General features: G+C 47.8%; 34 protein-coding genes. 10 read left to right on the top strand and 24 right to left on the bottom strand.

What is annotated here, in order from left to right; all coding sequences use genetic code 11:
- The first annotated feature begins 52 nt into the window (after positions 1-52).
- On the top strand, positions 53-223 hold the full coding sequence (locus BS639_RS25300) for a DUF2158 domain-containing protein (protein ID WP_084983721.1): 171 nt from the start codon (positions 53-55) through the stop codon (positions 221-223).
- A 209-nt stretch (positions 224-432) separates the two neighbouring features.
- On the opposite strand, the gene BS639_RS17110 is transcribed toward BS639_RS25300, so the two are convergent.
- The 9 genes from BS639_RS17110 to BS639_RS17070 form a co-directional block, all read right to left on the bottom strand.
- Positions 433-1,455, bottom strand: coding sequence for a terminase small subunit (locus BS639_RS17110; protein ID WP_084983720.1), 1,023 nt, complete (start codon positions 1,453-1,455; stop codon positions 433-435).
- A 144-nt stretch (positions 1,456-1,599) separates the two neighbouring features.
- Positions 1,600-2,286, bottom strand: a complete 687-nt coding sequence (locus tag BS639_RS17105; RefSeq protein ID WP_084983719.1) for a DUF4145 domain-containing protein — start codon at positions 2,284-2,286, stop codon at positions 1,600-1,602.
- Positions 2,287-2,402: 116 nt separating this feature from the next.
- Positions 2,403-2,885 (bottom strand): Ig-like domain-containing protein, encoded by a 483-nt coding sequence (locus tag BS639_RS17100; protein ID WP_158086938.1) that lies wholly within the window; start codon positions 2,883-2,885, stop codon positions 2,403-2,405.
- 80 nt (positions 2,886-2,965) lie between these two features.
- A complete protein-coding gene (locus BS639_RS17095) occupies positions 2,966-3,493 on the bottom strand; it encodes a hypothetical protein (protein WP_084983717.1) in 528 nt (175 codons plus the stop codon).
- Positions 3,490-3,984 (bottom strand): lysozyme, encoded by a 495-nt coding sequence (locus tag BS639_RS17090; RefSeq protein ID WP_084983716.1) that lies wholly within the window; start codon positions 3,982-3,984, stop codon positions 3,490-3,492. The genes BS639_RS17095 and BS639_RS17090 overlap by 4 nt, the downstream gene beginning before the upstream one ends.
- A complete protein-coding gene (locus BS639_RS17085; protein WP_084983715.1) occupies positions 3,984-4,298 on the bottom strand; it encodes a hypothetical protein in 315 nt (104 codons plus the stop codon). Before BS639_RS17085 ends, BS639_RS17090 begins: the two co-directional genes overlap by 1 nt.
- 246 nt (positions 4,299-4,544) lie before the next feature.
- Positions 4,545-5,114, bottom strand: coding sequence for a DUF1133 family protein (locus tag BS639_RS17080; protein ID WP_084983714.1), 570 nt, complete (start codon positions 5,112-5,114; stop codon positions 4,545-4,547).
- Positions 5,111-5,395 carry a DUF1364 domain-containing protein gene (locus tag BS639_RS17075; RefSeq protein ID WP_084983713.1) on the bottom strand — a complete coding sequence of 95 codons (285 nt, stop codon included), beginning with the start codon at positions 5,393-5,395 and terminating at the stop codon, positions 5,111-5,113. Before BS639_RS17075 ends, BS639_RS17080 begins: the two co-directional genes overlap by 4 nt.
- Positions 5,392-5,988 (bottom strand): DUF1367 family protein, encoded by a 597-nt coding sequence (locus tag BS639_RS17070; RefSeq protein ID WP_084983712.1) that lies wholly within the window; start codon positions 5,986-5,988, stop codon positions 5,392-5,394. The genes BS639_RS17075 and BS639_RS17070 overlap by 4 nt, the downstream gene beginning before the upstream one ends.
- A 176-nt stretch (positions 5,989-6,164) precedes the next feature.
- Between BS639_RS17070 and BS639_RS17065 the strand changes: the two genes are divergently transcribed.
- The gene (locus tag BS639_RS17065) at positions 6,165-6,431 is read left to right on the top strand and encodes a hypothetical protein (RefSeq protein ID WP_084983711.1); all 267 of its coding nucleotides are present in this window, start codon (positions 6,165-6,167) and stop codon (positions 6,429-6,431) included.
- A gap of 2 nt (positions 6,432-6,433) precedes the next feature.
- Positions 6,434-7,117 (top strand): coiled-coil domain-containing protein, encoded by a 684-nt coding sequence (locus BS639_RS24740; protein WP_139804126.1) that lies wholly within the window; start codon positions 6,434-6,436, stop codon positions 7,115-7,117.
- Positions 7,118-7,167: 50 nt separating this feature from the next.
- Here BS639_RS24740 and BS639_RS17055 read toward each other — a convergent pair whose 3' ends face one another.
- The 11 genes from BS639_RS17055 to BS639_RS17005 are packed head-to-tail and all read right to left on the bottom strand — an operon-like array spanning position 7,168 to position 12,462.
- Positions 7,168-7,515 carry a hypothetical protein gene (locus tag BS639_RS17055; protein ID WP_084983709.1) on the bottom strand — a complete coding sequence of 116 codons (348 nt, stop codon included), beginning with the start codon at positions 7,513-7,515 and terminating at the stop codon, positions 7,168-7,170.
- Positions 7,515-7,808, bottom strand: a complete 294-nt coding sequence (locus BS639_RS17050) for a hypothetical protein (RefSeq protein ID WP_084983708.1) — start codon at positions 7,806-7,808, stop codon at positions 7,515-7,517. Before BS639_RS17050 ends, BS639_RS17055 begins: the two co-directional genes overlap by 1 nt.
- Entirely contained in the window at positions 7,808-8,101 is a 294-nt protein-coding gene (locus BS639_RS17045; RefSeq protein ID WP_084983707.1) for a hypothetical protein, read from the bottom strand. The genes BS639_RS17050 and BS639_RS17045 overlap by 1 nt, the downstream gene beginning before the upstream one ends.
- Positions 8,098-8,568 carry a hypothetical protein gene (locus BS639_RS17040; protein WP_084983706.1) on the bottom strand — a complete coding sequence of 157 codons (471 nt, stop codon included), beginning with the start codon at positions 8,566-8,568 and terminating at the stop codon, positions 8,098-8,100. Before BS639_RS17040 ends, BS639_RS17045 begins: the two co-directional genes overlap by 4 nt.
- Positions 8,565-8,813: a hypothetical protein gene (locus BS639_RS17035; protein WP_084983705.1), complete on the bottom strand. Its 249-nt coding sequence runs from the start codon at positions 8,811-8,813 to the stop codon at positions 8,565-8,567. The genes BS639_RS17040 and BS639_RS17035 overlap by 4 nt, the downstream gene beginning before the upstream one ends.
- A gap of 2 nt (positions 8,814-8,815) precedes the next feature.
- On the bottom strand, positions 8,816-9,238 hold the full coding sequence (locus BS639_RS17030) for a hypothetical protein (RefSeq protein ID WP_084983704.1): 423 nt from the start codon (positions 9,236-9,238) through the stop codon (positions 8,816-8,818).
- A gap of 40 nt (positions 9,239-9,278) precedes the next feature.
- Complete coding sequence (locus BS639_RS17025) at positions 9,279-10,694, bottom strand: replicative DNA helicase (RefSeq protein ID WP_084983703.1); 1,416 nt, start codon at positions 10,692-10,694, stop codon at positions 9,279-9,281.
- Positions 10,684-11,451 carry a helix-turn-helix domain-containing protein gene (locus BS639_RS17020; RefSeq protein ID WP_084983702.1) on the bottom strand — a complete coding sequence of 256 codons (768 nt, stop codon included), beginning with the start codon at positions 11,449-11,451 and terminating at the stop codon, positions 10,684-10,686. Before BS639_RS17020 ends, BS639_RS17025 begins: the two co-directional genes overlap by 11 nt.
- Before the next feature lie 4 nt (positions 11,452-11,455).
- Positions 11,456-11,683, bottom strand: a complete 228-nt coding sequence (locus tag BS639_RS17015) for a hypothetical protein (RefSeq protein WP_084983701.1) — start codon at positions 11,681-11,683, stop codon at positions 11,456-11,458.
- Positions 11,684-11,698: 15 nt separating this feature from the next.
- The gene (locus BS639_RS17010; RefSeq protein ID WP_084983700.1) at positions 11,699-12,157 is read right to left on the bottom strand and encodes a toxin YdaT family protein; all 459 of its coding nucleotides are present in this window, start codon (positions 12,155-12,157) and stop codon (positions 11,699-11,701) included.
- 56 nt (positions 12,158-12,213) lie between these two features.
- Entirely contained in the window at positions 12,214-12,462 is a 249-nt protein-coding gene (locus BS639_RS17005; RefSeq protein WP_084983699.1) for a transcriptional regulator, read from the bottom strand.
- A 107-nt stretch (positions 12,463-12,569) separates the two neighbouring features.
- Here BS639_RS17005 and BS639_RS17000 point away from each other — a divergent pair, with 107 nt between their 5' ends.
- The 7 genes from BS639_RS17000 (at position 12,570) to BS639_RS16970 (ending at position 18,406) form a co-directional block, all read left to right on the top strand.
- Complete coding sequence (locus BS639_RS17000) at positions 12,570-13,256, top strand: XRE family transcriptional regulator (RefSeq protein ID WP_233427695.1); 687 nt, start codon at positions 12,570-12,572, stop codon at positions 13,254-13,256.
- Between the two features lie 443 nt (positions 13,257-13,699).
- Entirely contained in the window at positions 13,700-14,038 is a 339-nt protein-coding gene (locus BS639_RS16995) for a hypothetical protein (protein WP_084983697.1), read from the top strand.
- Between the two features lie 32 nt (positions 14,039-14,070).
- The gene (locus BS639_RS16990) at positions 14,071-16,068 is read left to right on the top strand and encodes a hypothetical protein (RefSeq protein WP_084983696.1); all 1,998 of its coding nucleotides are present in this window, start codon (positions 14,071-14,073) and stop codon (positions 16,066-16,068) included.
- The gene (locus BS639_RS16985) at positions 16,065-16,565 is read left to right on the top strand and encodes a siphovirus Gp157 family protein (protein WP_084983695.1); all 501 of its coding nucleotides are present in this window, start codon (positions 16,065-16,067) and stop codon (positions 16,563-16,565) included. The genes BS639_RS16990 and BS639_RS16985 overlap by 4 nt, the downstream gene beginning before the upstream one ends.
- 36 nt (positions 16,566-16,601) lie before the next feature.
- A complete protein-coding gene (locus tag BS639_RS25010; protein ID WP_173882108.1) occupies positions 16,602-16,778 on the top strand; it encodes a hypothetical protein in 177 nt (58 codons plus the stop codon).
- 211 nt (positions 16,779-16,989) lie between these two features.
- Positions 16,990-17,349 (top strand): excisionase, encoded by a 360-nt coding sequence (locus BS639_RS16975; RefSeq protein WP_233427693.1) that lies wholly within the window; start codon positions 16,990-16,992, stop codon positions 17,347-17,349.
- Positions 17,324-18,406, top strand: a complete 1,083-nt coding sequence (locus tag BS639_RS16970; protein ID WP_084983693.1) for a tyrosine-type recombinase/integrase — start codon at positions 17,324-17,326, stop codon at positions 18,404-18,406. The genes BS639_RS16975 and BS639_RS16970 overlap by 26 nt, the downstream gene beginning before the upstream one ends.
- A gap of 375 nt (positions 18,407-18,781) precedes the next feature.
- Here the strand turns inward: BS639_RS16970 and BS639_RS16965 are convergent, their stop codons facing one another.
- From BS639_RS16965 to ftnA, 4 genes are all read right to left on the bottom strand, one after another.
- Positions 18,782-19,117 carry a YebY family protein gene (locus BS639_RS16965; RefSeq protein ID WP_055778620.1) on the bottom strand — a complete coding sequence of 112 codons (336 nt, stop codon included), beginning with the start codon at positions 19,115-19,117 and terminating at the stop codon, positions 18,782-18,784.
- Positions 19,118-19,189: 72 nt separating this feature from the next.
- Positions 19,190-20,074: a copper homeostasis membrane protein CopD gene (gene copD, locus BS639_RS16960; RefSeq protein WP_084983692.1), complete on the bottom strand. Its 885-nt coding sequence runs from the start codon at positions 20,072-20,074 to the stop codon at positions 19,190-19,192.
- Between the two features lie 4 nt (positions 20,075-20,078).
- Positions 20,079-20,444 (bottom strand): copper homeostasis periplasmic binding protein CopC, encoded by a 366-nt coding sequence (copC, locus tag BS639_RS16955; protein WP_055779484.1) that lies wholly within the window; start codon positions 20,442-20,444, stop codon positions 20,079-20,081.
- Positions 20,445-20,689: 245 nt separating this feature from the next.
- Positions 20,690-21,196, bottom strand: a complete 507-nt coding sequence (gene ftnA / locus BS639_RS16950) for a non-heme ferritin (RefSeq protein WP_055778627.1) — start codon at positions 21,194-21,196, stop codon at positions 20,690-20,692.
- Between the last annotated feature and the right edge of the window lie 135 nt (positions 21,197-21,331).

The following is a 21,331-nucleotide window of genomic DNA, read 5'->3' as shown; positions in this document are numbered from 1 at the left end:
TTATTGATTAATCAGATACATATTTAAATCTCTTTAAAAAAATGAGGTTTATATGACCGTGCAATTTAATGTCGGGGATGTTGTTGTTTTAAATTCAGGCGGCCCGAAAATGACCGTAGTAAACATCCGAGGCAACGTAATCCATGTCGTTTGGTTTTTTGATAACACCGTAATGAACAGCGAATTTCTATCAGATACCTTAAAAGCCCACAGGTCTTCTTGATTGTCGTAAATGAGCGGATGTAGCTACTTTTTAACATAATGGATGTTACCCGCACCGCGCCGAAGGCACTCACCGAGCAAAACGACTGAGTGCCTTTTTTTCAATAGTTTTCAGGGAGCGAACGGTAAAAATTGCCTGCATAAATCATGCATAAAAGTAGCGTGATTTTGTATAGCGTTTTTTTAGGGCGAAACGGGTATTTCCGGCAGTTATCCCATTAAACGGCGATAAGCCTCTGCCGCTTCCTCTGGGGTCATGGTAACAGCTTCCGTTTTTACCGGGCTGCCATCGGGTCCGCTGATCTCGGTTTTGTTTTTCAGCATACCAAGATGTTGGGCGACCATCTTCAAGGCATCATCCTGATTGCGGGTGATGACCTCAATACCGAACTTGCCTTCTTTGATACCAGCGAACAAGCGTCGCGCAGCTCCATTCAGATCGCGCGTATCGTGGAAATGAGCACGCCCCTCGCCAGCACCGTTACATCGCGGACAATCAGGGTTAGGGTCAAGCGTGGCATCGAAGCCATAGCCACCGTTATCGCGTGGAGGCGGTTTCTTCGCGGCCTTTGCTTTCTCGCCAGCTTCTTCGTGCTCTACAGCATCCCGCCATTGGTACTGAAAGCCGAAGCCCCAGCAGTGACGACAACACAACCGGCGGTACTCAGTGATCTGATTGGCGTCAGCAGTGGCGATGTCCCACCACATTTTCAGGACTGCATCCTGGGTTATTTGAGTCCGGCGCTCCCTGGCTTCCAGCGCATCACTTATCGCTCGGCTCACCTTAGCATTTCTGTACATTCGGCTTGCGCTGACGTAGGCAGTATTACCCTCGCCCTTCCCTCCTGCTCTTTTGTAGGCCGCTGTCCGATTCAAGTCGATGAGGTACTCATTAACAAATCGCCGCTGGATTTCGTTGAGCCCGTATCTGCGCGGTTCTAACCCTACTTCGTCGCTTTCGTTGTATTCCTCGATTTGGGGCGGGTCAGTATCCGATGATGGCTCTTTCTTGTTTGTCTTGGTGCTGGTACGCACCTCTTTTTTTTGCGTACCGCTTTTGCGTTCCTGCGTACTTTTTTGCGTACCAGATTTTTCCTTGCGTACCCATCCGTTTTTTTTGGCGCGCTTTCTTATCGCCCCTTCACTGATGCCGTATATCTCAGCCATGTCTCTCAGGGTGAGCTGCCCGGCACAGTAATCGCGCTCGAGGCCGCTTTCCTCTGGCTTTGACATTGTTTCTGCCCTTATTAAAAAAGCTACCAGCAGCCAAACTCAGGGTGAGCAGGTAGGTGCCCCCGGTAACTTTGCTTGCGCATTACGCAGTAGCCTCGGAAAGCTACTCGGTGATGCAATAAAAAACCGCCCGTAGGCGGTAGTTTATGATGCTTTTTTTTCAGCTTTCTTTTTAGCAGCTGAATCAATGATGCTTTGGTTTCTTTTTTGCCGTTCGTGTCTATCTATATACCAGTCTTTGATTAGGGTCTCGATTAATTGGATAAGCAGCTCAGCTTCTTCAGGATCGACATCAATAATTTTATTGATGTCATTTTCCATATGAGCACCGATATTGCCAATATTCCTGACTGCATCAATTGCTTGCCAGGTATCTGGTGATATTTTTTCTTTTACTTCCAGAACTTCATCTACAAGCCTTGCTGGTTTAACTTTCCAAAAGTCTCGAAGCATCCCTTGCAAACAGCGTCTGGCTAACGTTGCAGACGCCTTTGGTGATAAATCCTTGATTAGTGCTGCTTCTTCGTAATCATCCAAAATAACTTTTGGTATATATTCTGGAAAATTTTTTACTATTCCTTGGGGCTTATTTACCCAAGTGTGGAGTACTTTCTCCCCTTGATAGACAAGTCCATTGTGTACTTCCCCCTCATGCACAACAGTCTTAAAAGTATACTCTTGACATTCTGGGTTGGGGCAAAGGTGCACATGGCTGGAAAAGTAAAGAGGGCCATACTTTGTATCAGCACTGAATCCAAAACCGTTTTTCTTTCCGGTTACTGCTGTTACAGTTGCTAATCTACTACAATACGGACATTCCCAAGATGACATTAAGCTTTCCTTAGAAGGTTAAATATCACTTAGAATATCGTTCTCTTTTGTCTTCTGATAGGGTTTTGATTAGCAAATTTTCACGACGAAATTACTCATCACTTATCATTGATATCTTACCAATACTTCTCTTTCAAAGAAACTAGCTCGGCCTCTGCCTCCTCACCCAATACCTCAATGCCGTGCTCAACGAACTCAAAGAACGCCTCGGTTTTCGCTTTGAGCTCAGCTAGCGGAGACAGTGCTGCAGCGGTAGCGGTTGCTGCCGTCAGGGTTGCTGCGCTTGTAGCAGTGCCGATTAATGTTACTGCGTTGAACAGCACTGATACGTTTTGAGACGTACCATCTGCCAGTGTCGCGGTAACGTTATAAGTGCCGGCAGTTGCGCTGGTGATATTTACCGAAGCCACGCCGTTAGCGTCAGTAACCAGTGATGCTGGAATGTTAACACCTACGCCTGCACCTGCGGTCAGACTGACGATTTGAGCAGCAACGGCCACGCCGGTAGCGTCGGTTACTTTGGCTTGAATGGTATTCACAGCAGAGCCGTCAGCGATGGCGCCATTAGCGATAAGGGTCAATACGAGAACGTTGGACATGGTAGGTTCCTGAGTTGTGGTAGCCGGTGCGGCTGGTTTCAAATAAATCGATGTTAGAAATGCAAGAATTTTAGAGAACATCACTTCCTCTCTTTTTCAAACTGTCGAATGCTCGCCAACTGATTGTTGCCTTGGTCAATAAGGGTCAGTAACGGGTCTATCCAAAGGACAGCCTGGCAATACGTTATTCGGCGGGAGGTAGTGGCACTAACAACGGCTTTAACAGGTCCGCTGGTATCGGTGTACATTGCGCTGGCACGTAGACGGTTCGCGTAGTCGTACAGCCCGTTAGCGATATCAGCAGGAATAGCCAGAGAGCAGGTCTGCTCCGTTTTAAGGATTGTGCGATATTCAATTTCTCTCTCCTGGCTGTCTCCCGTCACCTTTACCGCGTATTGCTGTGCTGCAGCGGCGATTTTGTTTGATAGCTGAAAGTTGAATGCTTGGGTGGACACGGTTTGGCTCTGCAAGCTGTTATCGCTTTGCAGTTGAGATATCTGGCCCGCGGCGGCAACCGCTTTGCCGTGATAGTGAAACGCGAAAAAAAGCAGCACACCAAATATCACGATTATTAAGGCAGTCAGGGTAACGGCGATTTTGTTAATCATGTTTGCCCCAGCAGGCATACCTGCCTGTCAATTTCGCGCCGATTCACCAACCCCCGGTTACGCTGCTTGTTCACGTAAACCCATTTGCGCAGATCATCACAGGCGGCCAGCGTGTCACCGGCGTTAACGTGACGCAGCAGAGACGAACGCCGGAATGCAGTCACACCGACGTTATAAGCAAACGAGTAAAGTGCAGCACGCGTGTAATTGTCGATCGGGATCTTGACCGCTGCGTCTACGGCCACTTTCACAGGGGCCAAGTGTTTGTTTAATAATGCATCACATTCTTTGTCAGAATAATGGTGACCGGGAATCACGTCAGGACCTGTTATTCCGCTGCATACGGTCCAGACTCCGCCGACGTCCCTATATGGCGTGCTCCTTTGGCCTTCTACTCCGTCCGGTCCACCGAGCAGCGCAATCGCTATTGTTAATGCGGTTGCTCCGCCTAACTTAACTATCTTGCTCCGTAATTCCGGTGACATGGCCATTAGTGATCTGCCTCTTCCAGTTCGCCAATAACGTTTTTCACTTCGCCTGCGACCGTTGCAGGATCGACGGCGCTGTTATTTTTCCTGCCAGCCAAATAAGCCTGCAGGGCATTAGTGCGTTTCTCATCCTGGATCTGACGCGCTTTCAATGCGCGCTTATTGTTACGGTAAGAATTAAACGAAAGCACTGCACCGAAAATGGCGCACAAAACATAAATCCACTGTTCCGTTGTCAGGCCCGCAGCGCTGGCCAATGCCGTCAATGTGGCCCAGAAATGCGTCCACCAGCTGTCACCTTGTTGGTTCATTTTCATAGTCTCCACCTCCAACTAATGTTGGCTGTGTTCTGTAGTCAGGGGGAATAGCGCCCAACCGGAGAACAAACCTGCAGGGGAGTGGGTGGCAAGGCGCTAAGACGAAAAAAGCCGCCAAAGTGGCAGCTTTACAAATTTGAGGGTGTATTTTGGGTATAAAAAAACCCGCACAGTGGCGGGTTCCTTTCGAGTCCTTCGCTTGCGTTGCATTTGCGCGAGCTTATACACAAATCCTATATTTTAATGTCAAATAGTCAATGCTTTTTTATCGTCTTGCTCAATTCCTTTTTCAAAAGCCTCGAACATCGCCGTAAAGAGAATGATCTCACTTGCAACTAACCAGGTGTCGATCCGGCGCTGGCAGGTGCGTAATGAAAGTTTAGGGAATGCCGCCTGTAAGTCCTCAGCCATCTCCTTTTTGCTCAACCCCTTAACATAACGATCTTTCACGATAGTAATCAGCCCAGGCGTATCGAATAAGGCCACACCGATGACTCCATCAATCAGCAGCCCCTCGGTATCGGTACAGTGCGTCAGGCTGCTATGCGTCTTTTGCTGATCGAGGTTTCCGAAATACTGGAATAGCTCCTCTTTTGATATCCCGGCCTGATTCAGCTTTTTAATAGCTGAGTTCAGTGCGGTCTTACTGATTTTATCTTTGGCCAGCAGCCGAGCGAATACCCCATTTACAGAACTATTGCTGCTGATCCGCGACCAGCGGCCCCACATCTTCAATTTACCCACCAGCCAAATGCTCTCGAGGGTTTTCAAATGCAATTCATCCCCTGCAGGGCCAACGTTCTCAGGATAAATCATAGCTTTCCCTCTCTTTTTAGAATGTATTGGGTTCTCATGACCCCTTCAGCGTGATAAAGCCGAGCTGTGTCGGCATCAATGAACTTTGTTCTGCGGTCGCATTCGTCGTGGCATGCGCTACAACTATGCGCGCCCTGCTCGTCATCCGGCTTAATTCCGGTACCGCACGTTCCCGAAAGGCGATAGTGCGCCAGCACCACAGTTTCAGGATTGCCATTGCATATGCCGGAGATCCGTATTTGGCATTCGCGCCCTTTTGCCTCTTTTCGCAGTTTGCTCATGCGGCATACCCCATAAGTTGGGATGCGGCGTTTTCAACAGCTTGCTGGTCAGTGAAAGACTTTGAAAGAATGAAGGTCCAAAGAACGTCGAGGGTAGCTTTGAAAAGGTCGTTAAACTCGAGCTCGTCCATTTTGGCAAAGGAGATCGAACGCGGTTCTTTAAGCAGAGAGCCGTCCGGCAATTGGAAGACGTCAAAATGCCCCGCTTCGATGGTTACCCAACGGCGAAAAGCCTCAAATGATTTGGTTGTTGAAATGTTTGCGGCGCGGCGGGAGCTGACCGTTGCAAAGTACTCATCCGCAACTGCGCTTAGCGCATCTTCGCTTCCAGCGTACGAGGCCAGATGCCTAACGTATCCGCGAAGCAGCCTTTTTTCTGATGGGGATATCGTACCGCCGACCGGTTCCCAATACTCGAAGCCTAAATTGAGCAGGGAAAAAAACTTGCGGTGGAATGCTGGATTGCGGACACGCTTAAAATCGGCTGTGAGTAACGCGCCTAATTTAAGCTTATTGCTGACGAAATCGACTGTATCCGGTGTTGCCGGAAGCAGCACGCCGCCTTGTGATTTGATAAAAGAATACTGAGCCATCTTCCTCTCCGGTTGATGGCACAGCTGTTGATGAGTTTAACGATTGTTCATGTCGTCTATGTTAGAATAACATTTAAAATATCTTGCGTGAACCTTTCAGACGGTTCATTGTCTTGAATAATACAAGAATTTATACTGTAGAACTTATAGTTTTACATGCACGGTTGGAGGTAGTAATGCCCGTCTTTTCAGTGGTAGCAACAAGCACCCCTGTCGAAGTTGAAAAAAAATTAAACAACACTTTTCCTCCGAGTGATATTTACAAGGTTGACGACAAGCAATGGTTTGTGAGCTCAGCTATGATCAATACTCCTAAGGAGCTTTGTGAAAAAGCAGCTTTTAGTAATGGTGAAGGTGGAACTGTAATTGTTGTATTGTTTGCTTCGTATTTTGGGTTCCACAACAGGGGTGTTTGGGAGTGGCTGACGAGTAAGGGGCTGTAAAAATGGCGCCTATGCCTTCTGATAATACCCCAGACAACGGTGTACCCACGCCTAACGCTCCAGTGCCTGGCGGCGGAAGCACCCAAAGCAGTCAAATTAGTTGGTTGATGACATCGATGACGAAACTTCAAGAAAGTCATTCTGGTGTGCAAGAAAGCTTAAGCAGTTTTATTGCTGACTTTCAAACTGGTGTAAGTCCAGTATTGAAGTCTCCTCCCACACAAACCAACAGTCTTGGTGGAGGAGATAATGGAGGTTCCAACATGGAAAAACGTCTCGAAAGTCTCGAAAGGAAAGTCGACTCAATTGATTCAACATTGACTGGTATCCGTGGGTCACTGTCAGGAATTGAATCTAAGATTTCTTCCTATGACTCAAAATTTGAGCGATTAAGCGATAAAATCGATCAAGGATTTGAAAAAATCGCTGATAAAATTGATGTTCGGAATGATCAGTTATCAGTCAGGATTGATAATCAGAAAACACTATTTGACCAAAGTTTAGCAAGTCAAAGCATTGAACTTAAAGGTGCTATTGAAAAAAGTTCGTCGGATGTTACAACTAAAATTGCAGAATCTAAAACATCTATAATTATATGGGTCGTAAGTATTTTGTTGGGCCTCCCTGCTGTACTTTGGATCGGAATTCAAATCTTTAAATCCGTGGCGATCACTCAGGGACACTAAACATCAAGGCCCACCTATTGTGGGCCTTGATGCAAGCTTTCAAAATCTATTTAGCAATTTTTCAATTTCAACTCTTGCCATCCCCAACTCTGCCAGCATGCAGCCTCACCGTGTAATGGGCAGCCACCAGCATCACCAGGCAATTGGTCACCACAACGGACACAGCTCCGCTTTGACTGCTCTGCCAGCTGCGCTTGCAACTCGGTATTGTCTTTGCGTATCAGCATGGTGATGTACTCTTCCATGTCGTAAGGCTCACGCTGAGGGCGGCGAAGGGCGCAATTCTGCGCCAGCATGATCACCTCTTGCTCATCGAGAACCAGCTCCATCTTGCGGCCACCGCCTGCGGCCTGCCGTGCTCGCTGCGCGGCTTTGCGCTCTGCTGCGGACTTAGCCATCACTCACCCGCCACGGTGCCGCCAGCGGCTTTGATGGCTGCTATCGCCAGTGATAATGGGATCATCATGCATCCCTCATCCCCGAACGTATCCGTTACCGTGTAGTAAACTAAGTCAGCTTCCGGCAGTTCAACCGGCTTAACCTCGGCGGCGCGGCGGCGATGAGCACGCAATTCGATAAGCAGCATCAATAGTTCGGTAGGGGCTTCGTCGCCATCGGCAGCCATCTCGTAGAAATCAATCCACTCTTGAAGGCCGCCATCTGGTTTACGCTCACTGATTTTATCGCTCATCACCAGTCACCCCCCGCCACATGTAATTTAGTAGCAAATACTGCGACAAGCTCATTGTTTGGTTGCCATCCTCTTCCAGAGTGGGTATCGCCAAGGGATAGCGCAAAACCATCTCCACCGGACGTGTAAAATATAGCTTCTGGGAAATGCTCCCTAACTTCATCAAGTAACTTAGCCATACTCTTTTCAAGGCGATAAAATTTGGCTGAAACCTTTGGCAGCGCATCAGATAGAATTTCAAATGCAGATTCCCCAGTTTCTTCAATGTGCTGTTTTAGTTCGTCAGTTCTCATAACTCCCCCTCGCCATCGGCAGATTTAAGCGAATCCTGCACACGCATAAGCATCCATTCTGCGCCGCACGCCCAAGAAAAAGGGTCTTGAATGTGTTCAGGGCAATCATGACCAGTCGGTGCGGGAGGCAACACAACCACCGGCACCGGCTGGGCGTGGGTGAATAGCTCAACTAATCCAGTGACCTTACCTGTTTTAATCATCCATTCAGGCGGTCTCTCTCTACTCAACTCCTCGCGCCAGTCTCTGAATCCCTCACAGGTTTCACATCCAGCGTACTGGTACAAGTAAGCCACCGGCACCGCGTCGCCTTTAGGCTTGGCTAGTTCGGCCTCTGCTTTCTGTGCACACTGCCGCCAGGTATAGCACTCACGCTGGTAATGCTTTGCTGAACGGCGCAGCTTATTAATCAGGGTGGTTGCTTCATCAAGTTTTTGCATCAGGCTTTCTACTGTTTGGTCTTTCATTTGGTCTTGCCTCTGTTTACGTGGTATTCGCGCCAGTAATTCAGGCGTGCTTTGAAATGATCCCGGTACCGCTCGTCAACCTGCTTAATCTGCTGCTCAACACTGCCTCGGGTGATCTTTTTCAAAACTATGTTTTTGATTAAACCGCTGGCTCGCATATCGAGGTTTTCCAAATCTCTAAGATCCTGCGGCCATTCACATCGATTATGGGGTAATCCAGGTGGTAGATAATCTGACTGGCCCATAGCTACGCCCTGGTCTCTGCGGCCATGCGCTTCATTATTTCGCGCTCTGCCGGAGCCGGTACGCTATTCACTTCTTGATAGATTTTTCTGCGAGTTCCCGTGTCGTGTTTGAGAATGTGCTCAACACGGCCAAGTGGCATGCGTAAAGCTATCGCGATGTAGTCAGCCGAGCGGCCACGCAGCTCTAATTCGTAAATGCCACGGCAAACATTACGGCCATAGCTGGCACGCTCCCCAATCTTCACTATTGGGCCAGATTCAGTTACAGGCTTAGATACTTGGGCTGCTTTAATAGGTGGGACATAACTTGTCCGGGTTCTGGCACGCGCCGCTGCGTTGATATTGTCCAGTACGCACGCGGTGTAATCGCGGCCGTCATCAAAAATTGAGCGAGTGTCTACGATCAGATCGTTAACTGAGTGCATTGGTCTTGCCTCTTTGGTTTAAACGCTGGTCAGGCGTGGTTTAGAATTCTTCGCTTAAGGATTTTTTGCTATAACGGTTTGTACGCTCTTGCCCTGTCTGGGCCAGCCTTTCACCCTCCTCATGGGTTATATCTCTGATTGAGCCATCAACCATTTTTGAGTACGCCGTCCCACTGGCTCCCTCGCGGTTCAGACGCAATATCATTTCCATTAAGGTGGGGTCTGAGTTTTTGTTATAGATGGCATCACGATAGAGGCCGATCCATACGTCGCAATCCTGCTCAATCTGGCCAGAGTCCTTACTGTCTGAAGGGTGTGGGCGTTTATCTGCGCGCTCTTCCAATTTTCGGTTAAGCTGGGTCAGCAGCAGCACCACGCAATTCAGCTCCTTAGCCAGGTTCTTTAGGCCGGTAGTGATATCACCGTAAGCAATGTCTCGGCGCTCAGCTGCTTCGGGCTTCATTAACGTGAGGTAATCTACAGCCACCAGACCGATATCTCCGCGCTGCCGCTTTACCTTGCGACATTCCGCCTCAATGTGAGCCAGCGTTACACCGGGCGTGCTATCGATCATTAGATTAGATTCTGCCAGCTCCCCCGCTTTCGCCATGGCTCGAGCCATATCGCTATCGTTTTTCGCACCAACATAGAAGATTTCAGAATTCACCTTGGCTTCCTGTGCCACCATGCGCTCAATGATCGCTCGGTCTGTCATTTCCAGACTGAAAACGAGTGTCGGCACTCGATGATTAAGGGCAAAGTGTGTGGCGATTTTGTTGTAGGTGGATGTCTTACCCATTTTGGGCCGCGCACCGACTACAACCAGCGCGCCGCGAAGCGTCTGTTTAGGTGCCATGAGACGATCCAAATCTTCAATTCCCAGGGTGAACCCCGCCGCACCATCCGGATCGCTAAACCGGCGATCAATATCATCAACCCAATCGCCGATTACATCACTGGCGGGACGCAATCCCCCTTTTCGGCCAGTACGAGCATGATCGGTGACTGCGGTAATCATCTGCTGGACGCTGGATAGTTTTGACTCGATGTCTTGCCCATTATTTGCGTTAACCAGCTCGATACAGGAATAGAGTTTTTCAAGCGTGTAGCGCTGCACGGCTTTGTCACGGACTATCCTCGCGTAATTCACCATGCTGGCCACACTTGGCACCTGGCAAAGCTGGGCCAGATATCCGAAGCCGCCGATCAGATCCAACTCCCCTTTCGACTCAAGAGCGTGGCTAACGGTAATGAGGTCAGTCGGCTGATGGGTCTTGATCAATCCACGCAATGCCAGATAAATGGCTCTATGACCTCTCAAATGGAACGTGTCAGGCTTCAGGATAGATAGGACTGTCTGGCAGCGGTCCTCATCAGTATTCAGCATCAGACCACCGAGCACGGCCTGTTCAGCCTCGATGTTATGCGGCAGTAATGCGATAACGTTATCGGTCATTGGCACGCTCCTCTTTCACGGCCACATAGCAGCGCTCAGTCATCAGGTAGTCGAAGTTTTTGCACTTCCAGAATCCACCGTTGCCATTTGGCCTATCTTCCAGCATCCAGCGGCAGTTACCGGCGATGTATGTTAAATACGCCTCCCAACGAGCCTGATTGAAATTGAATTTCTTCCAGAAGTTCCTGAAAGTCTTTTTGCGAGAGTCGGTCAGAAGTTTTACCGCTGGCATTTCAGGCACGATTTCGTGATATGCCGACAGAACGTTGGTGAAATCTATTGCGTTAACTTTTGGCGCTTCCTGTTCGTCTGCGTCAGCAGACGGAGTATCAATAGGTTCATTGACTGGTTCAAAAGAGTGACTGATTCTGGTGCCAGCAGGCGGCACAGGGGGTGTGCTTTCTGACGGCACAGGGGAGTCAGCAGAAACCCCACCTGTGCTTTTTGACGGCACAGGGGCTATGCTTTCTCGCGGCACAGGGTTTTCAAGGGTCAGGTAGTAAACGTTTGAGGTATTCCCCTTTCCATTATTCACACCAAGACGATTCTCTTTCGAAATAAAGCCCATCTTAATCAATGCCGCGATATGTTCCTTTACCGAGCTTTTACTGCATTCACACTGTTCAGCTACGTGGCCATACGAAGGCCAGCACTCGCCTTTATCGTTGGCGTTATCAGCCAGCTTAATCAGTACCAGTTTACGCAAAGGGCTACCCACTTTGACGCTCATAGCCTTGGCCATTAGGGTCATACTCATAGATTCAAATCCCTAATGCGTCAGCTATCTGGCGACATGCCCGCTGATACTCTTCTGGTGAGAGATCCAGCATCTGGCGCAGCTGCGCTTTGTTTTGCTCGTATTCTTCCCAAACAGTAAGCGCGGCAGCACGGCGTTTTTCAAAAATCGGTGTAATTTCCTCAACCGTAGCCGGTTGGCCATTAAGCTGGAAACCATTCCGGTAAGTGATCTGGTTCATCGAATTGTGCATTGGTCTTGCCTCTGTTTACGCGGTGGTCGTCCGCAGTTGTAATACTGGTGCCATAGCTGCCATTGCCGAGTTTGCTATTGCTAATCGCTGTGACATGTCACGGTCATCTAGAAGGATGGCGATGATCGCAGCGGCAAACTCGCGAATGGCGATCGAGACCAGGTAAAGCATCGATACATCGCCATCTAGTTTTGCTCGTCGTTCTGCCGGCAGTGCGGCCTGAATCGCAGGGGCCAGCTCTTGAAGCTTTTGAGCTGAAGCGCGTGAATCTCCGCGAAGCCATCTAAATATCTGCTGCCGGTTGTTATTTATTGCCCGCCAATCGGCGACACCGCTGTGCTCAATTTGATGAAGCCGAACGCGTGGGCCACCGCCAAGAAGTAAAAAATAGCGGCTAACCTCAATTGCTACGTGCTCTTGCCCTACTTCTGCCGCCCACGATTCCAACTCGGTTTTTAGTAAGTTGATGTCCATATGCGTCTCCTGTCGCAAGTTGATTATTGATAATCAGATTTTTAGATAGCTGATGATTAAGCTAATGAAACTTCGGGGACGCCATCTCCCGGATTTGGGTAAATATCTGGCCGTAATTCATGGGGCGTAACCTTCCAATTACCCCAAGCACAAAGTTGAATAACTCTTTCCGCAGGAACTTGATCATGATTAATCCAGTTTGCTACCGATTGGACAGACTTGAAGTCAAAGCGACGAGAGACGGCTGAAATTGAGCCAATCGCCCGCACGGCCTCATGTGTAATATTTTTTGATTTAGTAGACATAACGATCTCCGAGTGTTAATTGAAATCATAATGCTACTTTAAGTAGATAAAATCAACTACAAAAAATAGAAATGACGAAACTCCTAGAACTAAGTAACCTTCTACGTATGGTAGAAGATGAAGAAAAATATAAAGATTTCGCGAGCCGACTTAATCGCCTAATGATTGAGCAAGATGTGTCGGTGTCAGCGTTAAAAAATGTATGTGGTGTCTCATATGAGATGGCGCGGCGTTATACCATGGGCACAGCGAAGCCCAGAGACGAAAAGATGATTAAAATCGCCAATCACTTCGGTGTGTCGCCAGCGTATTTAGATTATGGCGTTGGTGGTGACACTATTGTTTTAGTTGAAAAAGACACAGAAAGATTAGAGCAGTTAGACGTTTTCGCTTCTGCTGGAACAGGTTACAAAAACACAGATTTTCCAGAAATAATCAGGTCTATGGAGATCCCCAAGGAGCGAATATATGAACTCTTTGGCAGAAAAACGCTTGAAGGTATAAAACTGATAAATGTTGATGGTGATAGTATGGCCCCAACATTAAAACCTAAAGACTTGCTCTTTATTGATTCAAAAATTGACCATTTCATTGGTGACGGCGTATATGTTTTTAACTTCGAAGATTCAACTTTCATTAAGCGATTACAACGAATTAAAGGTAGAAAGCTAGCCGTGTTATCCGATAATCCGACTTACCCCCCTTTCTATATTGAGCCAAATGAAATGCATGAACTTTTCATATTTGGAAGACTAATCAAGCACTTACCCCTTCAATTTAACGACTTTTACTAATACCTCTAGCCGACACCGTCGGCTTTTAAATTCTTTGTGAATCAACACTTAACTTCAAGTGGAATATCTCACGTCATTACTTTCTACTTTTTGTAGTTGACTACCACTACCAAAAGTAGCATCATTAGTCCCATCAAAACGAAACACCGCAAAGTAGGCACGGATAGCCCACGAAGTAGCCGCCTGGGGCATATGAACACTAGGATGATTTGCGGAGAGTAATTAACGGCGCAGCTGTTTGATGAGTTTAGTTATCACGTTCTGACGGCGGGTAAAGAGCCGCACCAAAATGCAGACGTAAAAAAACCCACCGAAGTGGGTTTGATTACCCCGGGTCACCGACCAAAGTTAACCGGGAATTGCTTACGGGGACCAACCCGTAAACAGAGGCAAGACCAACGGCTTACGCCATCGACCTTGAAAATAGTATATCAGGAGTTGCTATGAGAGCACTACCTAAGACGCTGACAAAACCAGTGTTTATCACCGCAAAACGTAATTCTTACACCAAAGAATACGACCTATCAATCAGCGAGTTTGATAGCTCTGAATATACCGAAGATTCAGTGCTATTAGGTATCGTTGAAGTCACCATTAACGTCCCACAGCCCGATGACATTCTTTCTCTTGAGGTGGCAAAACTGCGCTCATCTCAAGCAAAGATATTGGCAGTCGCAAATCATAAACAAGCCTTGCTGGAAGACCAGGTCCAATCATTGCTATGCATTGACTACATCCCAGCAGCGCCAGCTTACGACGATTCAAACGATCTTCCGTTCTGACCATTTTTTCATGACCAAGAGGCAAGACCAAAATGACAGTTTATGTCTGTGTTTTCGAACCCAACAAAAAGGCAGTTAAGGCCGGTGCCATACCACTGGCCATAGCTATAGAGGCCAACTCACTAAAAGGAGCCAAAGGCAAAGCGATCATGATGTTAGATGACGCATATCCTGCAGCTACTGATAACTTTAACGAACCAAAAGTCACAGAAGATGCCCACGGCTCAAATCGGCCGGCACTCGACAAATTTGACGAGCGTTTTGCTATCGATAACGAATATGTCGATGGCATATGGCGCTCTGTTGTCATTGCGCAGGCTGATGAAGAAAGCCAAGATGTTGGCCCCTTCGATGTGGCAAAGCTATCCCTCAAGGAGAAGATCGCCGCAGTCATCTTCTTCGAGCAAGACGAAATTGAGGGATCTGATTACTCAATGATCTGCGATGCACTGGCTGATGATGAATCGGATATCCAGTTCCGCACCATCGTTGAAGCTCTCTCACAAATCAAAGCACTCGAGCAAATGTATCCGGCATCGATGCGCGAACTGATTCAGGCTATCTATGCAAAATATAACCCGGTGTTGTCCGTATCTAAGGTATTGGCATTCGCTCAACACTGGGTGAATAAACCAACTGAACGCCCCGCACCGGCAAGTACTCCCGCACGGACACTGCAAGAAATTGATATGGACATAGCTATGGCGCTTTGCGGAGTGGACATCGCCTCCCCTTCACCTGCGCTAGTCAATCAGGCACGGGAAATGCTCAGAGAGAACGAGGATAAATCTTTCCGCGCATTCTCTGGATCAATACGCGCCGTTGATGGTGTGACATGTCACAGCCGTGAAGTAATTGTCGGTCTGGTCCAAGAGTTATGCAAAAGAAAGCCTCTGAATACCGTTAATAACCTCGAACGTTCGCATGTCATTGCTACGTACCTATCAAACCTAGGTGCCAAGCCACCTGAGGCAGAAGTCACAGTTCAAAATCTGGGTAATGGCGCTTTCAGCATAGAGGGTTTGACGGGCGAAAAGGCTAGTGAAAATAAGCCGCTGATTGAAAAGCAACAACAAGAAGGTAAGCCTGAGGTTGCCGCTGCTGCAGTTGTCATCGAGCAAGCTAGCACCGCAAAAGAAGTCGAGAAACAGTTAGTGCAGGTTCAAGAAGCAGCCCCGGCCGCTATTGAAAACCTCGATAAAGAAATCGAAAAACTCCCGGTAGATGCCCAGAAAAATCTAAGCATCTGGCGGAGCGTGCAAAAGACCGATGAGAAATTTACCAAGGCCTTTAGCAATAACGGCGGCGGCACTTCGATCAACGGTACCTACATGATGATGCGCGCTACAGAAATTTTCGGCCCTATAGGAAAAGGCTGGGGTTACAACATCGATGAGGAGCGCTTTGATAAAGGAGCGCCTATCACCGAAAAGATCACCGATGATTCTGGTAAACCTGCTGGTAGCAGAATAGTACGTGATGCCGACGGAAATGCGGTATGCGAGCTGAATCATACGGTACTGATTGATTTTTGGTATCGGCTGGATGGGGAAAAATGCCACATCCAATCCTATGGTTGTACAGAGTATCTCTACAACACCAAATACGGATTAACTACCGATGGCGAAGCTCCTAAAAAGTCTCTAACCGACGCAGTCAAAAAGGCTCTATCGCTACTTGGCTTTTCTGCAGATGTGTTCTTGGGTCTTTACGATGATCAAGCTTATCGCAACGAGGTTAAGCAGGAATTTGCCCTTAAGAACGCCAGCGATAAAGCTGAGGACATTGCCACCGCACGCACTGAATTTGATGAAAAGCTAAGTAAGAATGCCACCAGCATTGAAAAGGCTGTCACTACTAATGAGGCCGAGAAAATATTCAAGACAGTGGCCCGTGAGATTGATATTCACCGCAAAGATGCAGAAGCCAAAGGCGATCCAGAACGAGCTAAGTATCTCGCCGGACGACTCCGCCGCCTGTCAGAAATCAAAACTGCCCGCATTAACCAACTTCAAGGGGAAACAGCATGAGCACAACAGCTATCGCATTAGCCGCAGACTACAACAAATTACAGCAACTGTTGGAAACCTCAGAGGAGCTGACTCCTGAGATGATTGCGGACACTCTCGAGAGCATTGAGGGCATGCTCGAGGAGAAGCTGGACAATACGTTTAAGTTTATCCGCAACCTTGAAGGGCTCTCAAAAACCTGTGATGAGGAAGCCAAGCGATTGGCAGACCGCAAAAGAAGCTTTGAAAATCAAGCTAAGCACCTCCGGCAGTACGTGCTCAGTTGCCTGCTGGCTGCCGGGCTGGATAAGCTGAAAACGCCTGTTAACACATTCACCGCACGTAAAGGCGTGGCCAGCGTAGTCATAGACAACGTGGAGCTCCTGCCAGACGAGTTAGTTGATGTGCAGATGATTTCCGCGCCGGACAAAAAAGCCATCAAAGAAGCTCTTGAGAGTGGCGTTGAGGTACCTGGCGCACACATCGAAATCGGTTCACGTAGCCTCCAAGTTCGTTAATGCCATCGGTCCCGCGGGGCCGAATTAAGGATCATTATGTTAAGAATGTACCTCTCAAAAGGAGATGCCGTCCATGTGCAGTTTCCGGACGGTTCCACCGGCATTATCGAAGTTCAAAGCCGGAGCGAGCTGGGTTTTCATTTTCCTGAAAAAGTTAAGCTCACCCGAGAAAAGCAGGCTTTCCCAAAACTGATTATCGATAATCAGAAATAGCCACCCCACTTGGATAGCATTGCCGGAAACCAATAAAAGGACCCGGCAATGCAACCATGGCAATCAGGCAAATGCCTACTTACTGATTTCGATTTAAAGATCGGGAAGCTCTCTTTCAGCATCAGAAAAAAGACCATCAATCAGCAGGATATAGACCGGGCATGTATCGCCGCCGATACCGCCATATCCCGCATAATACAGAGGCAAGACCATGAATCAAAAAACCGCCAAGGCCGCCGGAGAACACCCAACCCCAGAAGCCGCTAAAAGCAATCAATTGGCCGCATATGACGTAATGAGCAAGTGGCTCACGTTAGAAGAGTGGCGAGATCTCAAATACAAAGAGTACAAACCCACGGTGCAGACACTCCAGCGGTGGGCCCGTGACGGGAAGATTTATCCGGCACCTGAAAAGCACGGCAGGCAATACGTAGTTCGAACAGACGCGATTTACGTAAATCCCACCGATGTGAAAACTGGTGAGAAAATTAAAGAAGCACAAAGCAATAAGCCAGCAAAAAGCGCTTTTATGCAGAAGGTGATCAATGACACGGCGGCCCGCAAGGTATGATGCAAACTTACCTAAAAATCTCACTTACCGTAAAAAGTATAAATCATACTACTGGCGTAATCCGCTGACAGGTAAAGAAATTGCTTTAGGAGTAATCGCTCGCAGGGACGCTATTTCTCAGGCTATTGAGGCGAATAATTACATCGATAAAAACTACTCGCCCGTACTCCTTCTGGAGAAGCTGAAAGGCGGTGACGAACTTACTCTTTCAAGCTGGTTGAAACGGTATGCGGTGATTTTCGAAAGGCGAAAATTAGCAGAAAACACAAACAAAGTGCGTAAGGGCCAACTCTCGGTAATTGATGAAAGAATGGGCGCTATTGTATTAAGCAAAGTCACCACTAAACATATTGCTGAATTTCTTGAAACCTGGGTTATTCAGGATAAATCATCAATGGCGGCAACCATGCGTTCCGTCTTATCGGACGTATTCAGAGAAGCGGTCGTAGAGGGCCATGTTGTGTCAAATCCGGTAAGCCCAACTCGATCAGCTAAGGTCACAGTTAAACGTGAGCGCTTGGAGCTGGAGCAGTACAGAGCAATCAGGAGAGCGGCGGACACCTTGCCACGATGGTTCTCACTGGCTATGGATTTAGCTCTGGCCACAGGACAGAGACGCGAAGATGTAGCAATGCTTCGCTTTGATCACATTGTAAATGGCCGTCTGCAAATCGAACAGGGAAAAACGGGAGCAATGCTTTCGATCCCCCTGGAGCTGGAACTAAAAGCAGCTGGTCTAAAGCTTGGTGAGATCGTTGAGCAATGTCGTCAGGCCAGCACCACTAATTTTATGGTTAGTGCCGGGCTCAGGAAAAACAGCCAAGATGGCTACCTTCATCCAGATAGCCTGACAAAGAAGTTTGTTGCAGCAAGGAAGGCGAGTGGATTGGTTTTTGAGGAGAATGCGCCAACGTTCCATGAGATCCGGAGCCTGGCTGGTCGGCTATATGAGAAGGAGAAAGGAAAGGATTTTGCGAGGCGATTATTGGGGCATAAATCGGAGAAAATGACGGACAAATACCTCGATACAAGAGGCAAGGAATACGAGATGCTGTAAAAGACCGAATATGATATTTCGTGGAAATTTCGTGTATTTTCGTGTATCACTAATTTTTATTCATATAAATCAAAAACATAAAAAAAGACCGAATACGATTCCTATATTCGGTCTAGGGAAATGGCTCTTGGGAGAGAGCCGTGCGCTAAAAGTTGGCATTGATGCAGGCGGTTAAGCCTTACAACTTAAAGCGTAGCCGAGGATGGATGCTTTACCAGCAAGTTTGACGCGTGGTGATAATAACTTTGCGAAATTAGTAAGGTTTTGTGACAACATTCGCAAAACATACTATTAACATTGTGAATTTAACCCCTGTAAGCTTTGTTAACAGGAATTTTTAGAGGCCGACGGGTCAGCCTCTGGAGAGTGCAAAAATTAGCAGAGTGTAACGGCGCGTTCGATGAACGGAGTCAGGCTCATTTTGTGGCCGGGATTTTTAGGGTCATCTAACTGAATAATACTCAACGGCTGAGCGCTGACCTTGCCCTCTTTGACCAGCTGCGTCGCAACGTCGTTGAGAGGATACTGGGCCAACGTGCTGTCATTAATCACGAACAGGGCTTTACCAGGTCGACACTGCAGCATGACTTCTTCACGGGTAAAGGCCCATGCTTTCCCATATTCCAGGCGGCTTACGGTAACAACTTGCGGGGCTGCAAAACAGCTGGCAGAAAGGGTGAACAACAGGCACCCCAGCAGTGTTTTCTTCATGACTCTTCCTCGTTTCACTTTTTCAAAATCAATCTTGTTGCCAGTCTCATCCATGACGCATTATCTGGATGCTTAATTGGGAGACAGGGTAGCAAAAAGGCTTACCAAAGCAATGACCAAAAGGGCTAAACCCAGCTCTAACCAGCAAACTGCTATTGTTCGCTGCTGCGCAAGAGGCGAGTGATGCGCAAGCTGCGGTACAAGCCGGTAACGGTTATAGACCGCAGCAACGACCATGACTGCCACTAGCAAGGTTTTACACACTAACAGTAATTCATACGGTGAATGCATATTGGTGGGCCAACGTTGCAGAATCAGTCCGCCATTAATTACACCGGTCAATATCACAACGGCTACGGCAATATGACCCCAGGTCGAAAAGCGCAGCAGTGTCACAATTGCTGCCGGTCGATAAGCGGATTGATGAGTCAATGCCATGCAGGTTAGCAAAGGAACCAAGCTGCCGAACCAATATGCTGCGCTGAGCAGGTGCAATGCATGGTTGGCGCGCTGCAAAAGTCCCATCGCTCCTTCACGCATCGCCGCGTGTCCGATCAGCGCCTGCCCTACCAGCATTCCCGCACTGAGCAGCAGCACTAGCAGATACCGCCCAGGTAGTCTGTCGATGAGAAGCAGTAACAGTGCGCAAACTGACATCAACATATGCCAGCGCCAAACATCACCAAAGGTGGTAGTCAGTACCAGCAACCAAACATTAAGGTTGATGGTGTCTGTCCAGCCGTTGCCCATCACTCCCGCCTGAACTGCCAGCATCAGGAATGAGGTAAACGCCGAGACGAAGGCTGACGTCAAAATTAGCGTCTGGTTTTTACGCGCTAAAACCGCCGAAAATCCTTCCGGCGATAAAAGTCGGGTAAAAACACAGGCACCAAAGAGCTGCATCACTGAAATAAAGTGCACAAATCGGCATAGAACAAAAAGCGACGCCAAACTCATGTCGTTATTTCACCGAGAAGCTGTATTTACCTTGGGTTTTATGTCCGTCAACGGAAACAACATGCCATGAAACGACATACTTCCCACTGGTGAGCGGCGCAGGCAGGGAGATTAAAACCTGAGTATTGTCGTTGGTGGCCAGCTTAAACTCACCGGTTTTAACAGATTTATTATCTGGACCACTAACCTCAACTTTGCTGAAGTTTGGCTCGACACCTTCGCTGAAACCTAATGTCAGTTCACTTGGCGCAACGCTGACTTGGCTGTCTGCCGCCGGAGTCTCGCTTTTAAGATGGGCGTGGGCAAAAGCCTGTTGTGAAATCAAACCCGCAGCTAAAACGCAGGCAGTACCGAAAGTGCGCAGACGCATCAGTTTTTTAATAGACACAATTTATCCTTGGCTAGCTGAACATGAAATTTACGCGCAACTTTAGCGCAAACCGCCGCTAGATTCTGTCAAAATTAATGGGTAATGATTACTGAATGAGAGAATTGCGCAGATTTCGCACGAAAAGTTCAGGGAGGGAGCGGGAATAATCTTATGAATACTAAGGATAAAATAAAAAACGCAGAGCGTGATCATCAGGCTCTGCGTTGATGCAAGACTTAGAAAACTTAGGCTATCGGCGATTGACCCACCATGTTCTTTAGATCTTTATCGACAAAGAACAAGCCGTTGCCGGTGTTGCTAACCAGGCCGAGTTTATCGAGCACAGATTTGAACAGAGTCTCTTCTTCATGCTGCTCTGCGACATACCACTGCAGGAAGTTGAAGGTAGAGTAATCTTTGGTGGTCATTGCCAGGTCGGCAAGTTTGTTAATCTCTTCGGTGATCAGCTGCTCGTGCTTGTAAGCAAGATGGAAAACGTCAGACAGTGATTCAAAATCTGCGCGCGGTGCTTCGATAGTGCCCAACAGCGGCAGTGCGCCGGTATCGCTGACATATTTGAACAGGCGATGCATGTGGTCCATCTCTTCGCGAGAGTGCTCCATCAAGAATGCAGCCGCTCCTTCAAAACCTTTATCACTGCACCAGGCACTCATCTGCAAATATAAATTTGCCGAGTAGAATTCAAGGTTCAGTTGTTCATTGAGCTGCTTGATCATGTCTTCTTTAAGCACGAGGAGTCTCCAGAATTTAATATTCTTAATTGAATTAGTTTTGATTACGTTATTTGTGAGTATTATGCCCAAGTCTATTTAAAATAAAAAGGGTTGTTTTCATTAATCGAATTAAAATCAAAGAATTAATATAAC

Origin of the sequence: Rouxiella silvae (genome assembly GCF_002093625.1) — a bacterium.
GTDB classification, from domain to species: domain Bacteria; phylum Pseudomonadota; class Gammaproteobacteria; order Enterobacterales; family Enterobacteriaceae; genus Rouxiella; species Rouxiella silvae.
Note: the sequence above shows the minus strand (reverse complement) of the source record. Positions and strands in the feature narration are given on the sequence as shown.

Bases quoted from the DNA above. Each gene is read 5' to 3' on its own strand.
- BS639_RS25300 (WP_084983721.1), top strand. From the start codon at position 53: ATGACCGTGCAATTTAATGTCGGGGATGTTGTTGTTTTAAATTCAGGC.
- BS639_RS17110 (WP_084983720.1), bottom strand. From the start codon at position 1,455: ATGTCAAAGCCAGAGGAAAGCGGCCTCGAGCGCGATTACTGTGCCGGG.
- BS639_RS17105 (WP_084983719.1), bottom strand. From the start codon at position 2,286: ATGTCATCTTGGGAATGTCCGTATTGTAGTAGATTAGCAACTGTAACA.
- BS639_RS17100 (WP_158086938.1), bottom strand. From the start codon at position 2,885: ATGTCCAACGTTCTCGTATTGACCCTTATCGCTAATGGCGCCATCGCT.
- BS639_RS17095 (WP_084983717.1), bottom strand. From the start codon at position 3,493: ATGATTAACAAAATCGCCGTTACCCTGACTGCCTTAATAATCGTGATA.
- BS639_RS17090 (WP_084983716.1), bottom strand. From the start codon at position 3,984: ATGGCCATGTCACCGGAATTACGGAGCAAGATAGTTAAGTTAGGCGGA.
- BS639_RS17085 (WP_084983715.1), bottom strand. From the start codon at position 4,298: ATGAAAATGAACCAACAAGGTGACAGCTGGTGGACGCATTTCTGGGCC.
- BS639_RS17080 (WP_084983714.1), bottom strand. From the start codon at position 5,114: ATGATTTATCCTGAGAACGTTGGCCCTGCAGGGGATGAATTGCATTTG.
- BS639_RS17075 (WP_084983713.1), bottom strand. From the start codon at position 5,395: ATGAGCAAACTGCGAAAAGAGGCAAAAGGGCGCGAATGCCAAATACGG.
- BS639_RS17070 (WP_084983712.1), bottom strand. From the start codon at position 5,988: ATGGCTCAGTATTCTTTTATCAAATCACAAGGCGGCGTGCTGCTTCCG.
- BS639_RS17065 (WP_084983711.1), top strand. From the start codon at position 6,165: ATGCCCGTCTTTTCAGTGGTAGCAACAAGCACCCCTGTCGAAGTTGAA.
- BS639_RS24740 (WP_139804126.1), top strand. From the start codon at position 6,434: ATGGCGCCTATGCCTTCTGATAATACCCCAGACAACGGTGTACCCACG.
- BS639_RS17055 (WP_084983709.1), bottom strand. From the start codon at position 7,515: ATGGCTAAGTCCGCAGCAGAGCGCAAAGCCGCGCAGCGAGCACGGCAG.
- BS639_RS17050 (WP_084983708.1), bottom strand. From the start codon at position 7,808: ATGAGCGATAAAATCAGTGAGCGTAAACCAGATGGCGGCCTTCAAGAG.
- BS639_RS17045 (WP_084983707.1), bottom strand. From the start codon at position 8,101: ATGAGAACTGACGAACTAAAACAGCACATTGAAGAAACTGGGGAATCT.
- BS639_RS17040 (WP_084983706.1), bottom strand. From the start codon at position 8,568: ATGAAAGACCAAACAGTAGAAAGCCTGATGCAAAAACTTGATGAAGCA.
- BS639_RS17035 (WP_084983705.1), bottom strand. From the start codon at position 8,813: ATGGGCCAGTCAGATTATCTACCACCTGGATTACCCCATAATCGATGT.
- BS639_RS17030 (WP_084983704.1), bottom strand. From the start codon at position 9,238: ATGCACTCAGTTAACGATCTGATCGTAGACACTCGCTCAATTTTTGAT.
- BS639_RS17025 (WP_084983703.1), bottom strand. From the start codon at position 10,694: ATGACCGATAACGTTATCGCATTACTGCCGCATAACATCGAGGCTGAA.
- BS639_RS17020 (WP_084983702.1), bottom strand. From the start codon at position 11,451: ATGAGTATGACCCTAATGGCCAAGGCTATGAGCGTCAAAGTGGGTAGC.
- BS639_RS17015 (WP_084983701.1), bottom strand. From the start codon at position 11,683: ATGCACAATTCGATGAACCAGATCACTTACCGGAATGGTTTCCAGCTT.
- BS639_RS17010 (WP_084983700.1), bottom strand. From the start codon at position 12,157: ATGGACATCAACTTACTAAAAACCGAGTTGGAATCGTGGGCGGCAGAA.
- BS639_RS17005 (WP_084983699.1), bottom strand. From the start codon at position 12,462: ATGTCTACTAAATCAAAAAATATTACACATGAGGCCGTGCGGGCGATT.
- BS639_RS17000 (WP_233427695.1), top strand. From the start codon at position 12,570: ATGGTAGAAGATGAAGAAAAATATAAAGATTTCGCGAGCCGACTTAAT.
- BS639_RS16995 (WP_084983697.1), top strand. From the start codon at position 13,700: ATGAGAGCACTACCTAAGACGCTGACAAAACCAGTGTTTATCACCGCA.
- BS639_RS16990 (WP_084983696.1), top strand. From the start codon at position 14,071: ATGACAGTTTATGTCTGTGTTTTCGAACCCAACAAAAAGGCAGTTAAG.
- BS639_RS16985 (WP_084983695.1), top strand. From the start codon at position 16,065: ATGAGCACAACAGCTATCGCATTAGCCGCAGACTACAACAAATTACAG.
- BS639_RS25010 (WP_173882108.1), top strand. From the start codon at position 16,602: ATGTTAAGAATGTACCTCTCAAAAGGAGATGCCGTCCATGTGCAGTTT.
- BS639_RS16975 (WP_233427693.1), top strand. From the start codon at position 16,990: ATGAATCAAAAAACCGCCAAGGCCGCCGGAGAACACCCAACCCCAGAA.
- BS639_RS16970 (WP_084983693.1), top strand. From the start codon at position 17,324: ATGACACGGCGGCCCGCAAGGTATGATGCAAACTTACCTAAAAATCTC.
- BS639_RS16965 (WP_055778620.1), bottom strand. From the start codon at position 19,117: ATGAAGAAAACACTGCTGGGGTGCCTGTTGTTCACCCTTTCTGCCAGC.
- copD (WP_084983692.1), bottom strand. From the start codon at position 20,074: ATGAGTTTGGCGTCGCTTTTTGTTCTATGCCGATTTGTGCACTTTATT.
- copC (WP_055779484.1), bottom strand. From the start codon at position 20,444: ATGCGTCTGCGCACTTTCGGTACTGCCTGCGTTTTAGCTGCGGGTTTG.